This window comes from Micromonospora sp. NPDC048830 (assembly GCF_043198215.1).
Classification (GTDB): domain Bacteria; phylum Actinomycetota; class Actinomycetes; order Mycobacteriales; family Micromonosporaceae; genus Micromonospora.
On record NZ_JBICUP010000103.1, the window covers coordinates 1 to 5,242 of the forward strand.

Genomic DNA, 5,242 nt, shown 5'->3' on the forward strand with positions numbered 1-5,242 from the left:
TTACCCTGCCAGGTGAACCGATCAGTAAACACATGCGTCATCTCGTCCCAAGCAGGCAAACCTGCCGAACTCCGATACGACACACGCCAACCACCGCCAACCCACTCCACCGACGGCTCCACACCCGCCGCCCACCCCGCCGGCAACACACCCTTCCCACCACCCGAAGACGAACCACCCCCCACAGGACCCCACTCAAACGCCGCCGCACCACCAGGCAACGACCCATCCCCGGCACCCGACCCACCCTCGGCACCCGACTCATCCCCAACGCCCGACTCATTCCCGGCGCCCGGACCCTGCCCGATCGGCTCAGGTGCCCCCTCGGCTTGCGGGCCAAGCAGGGTGAGATTCCGCTGCCGGCCGAGCTTTTTAATGAGCTCACCGAACTTATCGATCTTCATGCCCGTGTCGATGAGCCGGTAGGCGTGTCCGGGTCCCTTGACCAACGGCGCCCTGACCACGACGAAAATACCGAGTTCCGATGCGGGCAGCCGCGGCCACTTCCCTACCCAGAAGATGACCTCCGTCCCAACGGCGACCTGCACCTCCTCCCCACCGAACGTCAAGTCCCCCTTACCATTCTTACTGTAACCAACACTACGGTTCAGGGGGCGGGGCAAGCTATTCTGCGACACAATTTTGCCTTTGTAAGCCACTGAGTCGGAAAGATTCCACCGATTCTCCAACTCCCACAGCACTTTTCCGGACGCGAAGATCCCGCCGATGTCGTCCACGTCGAGAGCGGGGTTGACCACTTTCACGTACAGTTTCTGTTCGGCTCGGCCGACCGTGGCCGAGATTTCCGCGAACATCATGGGTAGACCAATGGCGTCAAACCCGCTCTCGAGATAAATTCGGTCCGTCTCGGGAAAGTCGAACGAACCGCCGCCGGCCACGATGCCTGGCGGGAGAATGGGCTGGCGGCCTTTGACCCCGACACCCCGGCTGAGGTGTAGGCCCAATTGCCTCCAACCCGATCGCCCACCATAACTGTGTATTCTTAGGGACGTCGTGGAGCGGAAGGACTCGACGAACAATGGGCGATCGGTTGTCCACGCCCAGCCGGGTGCCATTGTCTTCAGAGCTTTCAATTCGTCGGGAGTGAACTCGCGGTCGATCCTTCGGAAGATGGCGCTTTCGGTGCCGTCGGGCGCGGTGTACCGGATTTCGACAAAACCGGCACCACGCCTTCTCCCAATCTTCCCGAAAGTGACATCGACCTCATCACCCGGGCGAACAAGCCCATCGATCCCATCGAGACGCACCTCCTGGCCGGCCAGCCAGATACTCAACCCGGGCACCGGACGAGTGAACCCCGATATCTCCGGGTCATGCCGCACCGGGGTGGCCGGGACGCGGATGGTGAATGGGCCATCGAGGTTACTTGGGCGCTGGTCTTCCCAGCCACCCTGGTCCTTGAGATTGCGCAAGTATCGGAGGTGTGCGTCGAGTTCCTGGACCTGACTGTACGGGAAGGATCCTTGACGGATGACCGCGAGGTCACGCCGGAAGGCATTTCCCAGGATACGCGAGTAGGCGCTGTCGCGATTCTTCTCCGCCTTGGCGATCGCCGCTTGCAGCAGACGACGCGTCGACTCGAACACCCCATCCAGTTTCCGCCGCGTGCTGGGATCTATCGCTTCCTGGGGAAAGCCCGCAGCGATCCGGTCGGCGACGCCGGAACCGTCTCCGGCACGGGGTTTGACGAGGAAGTAGGCGCCCCTCCACCACAGGACCTGTTCCGGGACGACACCGTCACCCGGCCGCGGGCCGATGCGGTACGGGGCACCGAACGGATGATGGACCTGCATCGGCCCCAACTTCTCGGCCAGCACATGGAAAGGCACAAGCGTGAGTTCGTGAACCCCGCCACCTACGACCTTGGAGAGCCAGTTCCGGTGCAGCGCCTCCCGCTCCTTCTTCTCCGACACGCCCTCCGGATACGGAAGAATCTCCCTAAATTTCGACTCGTCGCCCCGGGCGAGGTCGTCGGCCAGCTCACGAATCACCCACGCACGCAGTCCATCCAGGCTGCGGACCTTCAACTTCGCCAACTGGTTCCCAAAGGCGTCCAACACCGGCTGAAAGACGCCGGCCACCCCCATGTCAAACCGCCGAGGGTCGACGTCGAACACCTCGAGCGCCCACTTTTCGAAGAGTGTCGCCTGGTCACCGGACACCACGTCCGACAACGTGGTGATTGCCTCAGCCACCTCCTGCTCCGGCTCCGGCTCCAGCCAATCCGATATCGATATATCGAGCAATACCGGCGAGTCATCCCTCAGGGCAGAGCTCTCCGGGCCAACACCAGACCGCTCACCGTCTGTCGAACCGAACGGCTGATTGCCATGCGGAGCGCCAGGGCCGACCGGGCGCCGTTCCAACGCCGGCCCACGCCCACGGCGCGGCCTCCGTGGCCCATCATCGGCGCGCTCATCGGTGCGCCGATGCTTCGAGGTTGGCCCAGTTTCCGACTCGGCTGGCACGTGCCCACGCAGTCTCCGGAGCGTTCCCATGAGCTCAGCGAACTTATCGATCGTCGTCCTCGCGTTGAAGAGCCGGTAGGCGTGTCGGTTATTGTCGCCGACCAACGGCACCTTGACCACGACGAAAACGCCGAGTTCCGATGCGGGCAGCCGCGGCCACTTCCCTACCCAGAAGGTGATCGGCGTCCCAACGGCGACCTGCACCTTCCCCCCACCGATCAAGTCCCCCTTACCAACACCAATCGACAGGGGGTAGGGCAATTTATTCTGCGCCCTAATTGTGTCTTCGAAAACTTCTGAGTCGGAAAGATCCCACTGATTCTCCAACTCCCACAGCACTTTTCCGGGGAACCCGCCGATGTCGTATGCGGTGGGAGCGGGGTTGACCACTTCCACGTACAGGTCCTGTTCGGCTCCGCCGACCGTGGCCGAGATTTTCGCGACCACCATGGGTCGACCAGTGGCGTCAAACCCGCTTTCGAGACGAATTCGGTTCATCTCGGGAAAGTCGAATTCACTGCCGTCAACCATGACGCCTGGCGGGACAGTGGGTCTGCGGCCTTGGACCCCGACACCCCCGCCGAGCGATACGATCAATTGCCTATTGAATATGGACGCCGTGCCGCGGTAGGACTCGACGAACAATGGGCGGCCGGTTGTCCACGCCCGGCCGGGTGCCATTCTCTTCAGAACCTTCAACTCGTCGGCAGTTAACTGGCGGCCGATCCTTCGGAAGATGGCGCTTTCGGTGCCGTCGGGCCGGGTGTACCGGATTTCGACAAAACCGCCACCCCATTCCCCAAAAGTGACATTGACCTCATCACCCCGGACGACAAGCCCAGCGACAAACTCCCGATGCGGCGGCTGGCCGTCCGCCAGCCGGATGCTCAACACTTGCGCTGGAGGGGTGAACTCCGACATTTCCGTGGCCCGGACACGGATGGTGAATGGGTCGTGGAGGTCCGTTGGCCGCTGGTCTACCCAGCCGCCCTGGGTCTTGAGCTTCTTGAAGTATCGGAGGTGTTCGGCGAGTTCCTGAACCTGCCTGTGGGGGAAGGTGAGGCGTCGACGGATGTCCGCGAGGTTACGCTGGAAGGTGTTCCCCAGGATACGCCAGTAGGTGCTGTCGCCATTCTTCTCCTCCGCGTTGGCGATCGCCTTTTGCAGCAGATCACGTGTCTTCTCGAACTCCCCATCCAGTTCCCGCCGCCTGCTGGGGGCTATCTCTGCCTGGGGGAAGCCCGCATCGATCTGGTCGGCGATGCCGGAACCGTCTTCGGCACGAGGCTCGACGAAAGAAAGGTAACCGTTCTCCAAGAACAAGACCTGTTTCGGGGTGACACCGTCACCCAGCGGCGAGATGATGTCGTACGGGGCACCGAACCCATGATGGACCCGCATCGACAGGGGCAACCTCCCGGCCAACACATAGAGAAGCACATGCCGGACTTCATGACCCGAATCGACGTTTCCTATCTTGTGGTACCAGACCCGATGCAGGGCCTGCCGCTCCTGCTCCGACACGCCCTCCGGATACGGAAGAATCCCCCTGAACCTCGACCCTTCGTCCCGGGCGAGGTCGTCGGCCAGCTCACGAATCACCCACGCACGCAGTCCATCCAGGCTGCGGACCCCCAACTTCGCCAACTGTTCCCCGTAGGCGTCCAACACCTGCTGAAGGAAGGGCCCGCCCCCCACGCCGAACTCCCGAGAGTCGACGTCGAACACCTCGAGCGCCCACTCCTCGAAGCGTTTCCTGGGCACCACGGCCGACAACGCGGTGATCGCCGCGTCCACCTTCTGGGCCAAGCCCGACGCGACATCGACCTCCGCCAGCGGCACCGCCGAGCCATCCGCCGGCGCCAGCGCTGCCGGCGAGCCCGGGAAGCCGACCGGCGCACCGTCCGTCGACGGCAACGCCGAGCCACGCGCCGGTGGCGTCCCTGGCTCATCGGGCAAAGATTCAGGCGCCGGCGTCGGCGCTGCCGGCGAGCCCGGGAACCCGACCGCATCGTCCGGCGCGCGGTTCTCCGACGGCAACCCCATGATGAATGCCGACGGATCCATCCCTGACGACATCCAGTCCTCGAACCCGGCCGGCGGCGCATCGTCCTCTGGCGGCGGCAACGCCGACCCAGGCGCCAGTGGCGCCCCTGGCCCCTCCGTCGAAAATTCAGGCACCGGCGCCAGCGCTGGCGACGAGCCCGGGAACCCGCCCGCTCCGCCGGTCTCCGTCCCCAGCTCGACATCCCATGATTCCGGCACCTCGAACAATGGCGGGTCAGCGTCGGTAAAAACCAGGTCATGATCAGGCTGCTCTGCCGGCCCATCATCTAGACGCTGACGCTTCGGGGTCGGCTCAGTTCCCGACTCCGACCGCGGCGACTCCGACCGCGGCGACTCCGAGCCAAGCGCCAGTGGCACCCCTGACCCCTCGGGCAAAGATTCAGGCGCTGCCGGCGAGCCCGGGAACCCGCCCGCTCCGCCGGTCTCCGTCCGCAGGAAATCCGGGAGATCCCATTGCGTTGGTGTCCCGATATCGCCCTCTGCCAGATCGTATGCGGGGGACGGGGCAGAAAGCGTCGGGCCGCCACCAGACGGGTCACCTTCCGCACCGGACGGCCGATCGCCGGGCGGAGCGTCAGAGGGGGAGGTGGTCTCCGCCTGCATGGCGTGGGACGGGCCGCGGGGTGGGGTGGTGGAGGCGAGCAGGATGGCGCTGGGGTCGGTGCCGGTCGTGGTGATCGGCTGCG

1 pseudogene is annotated in these 5,242 nt (G+C 64.3%); it reads right to left on the reverse strand.

Going from position 1 to position 5,242, the window contains the following annotated elements:
• Window positions 1-4,556 (reverse strand): annotated as a pseudogene (locus ACGFIZ_RS33960) (hypothetical protein); the annotation flags it as partial.
• Between the last annotated feature and the right edge of the window lie 686 nt (window positions 4,557-5,242).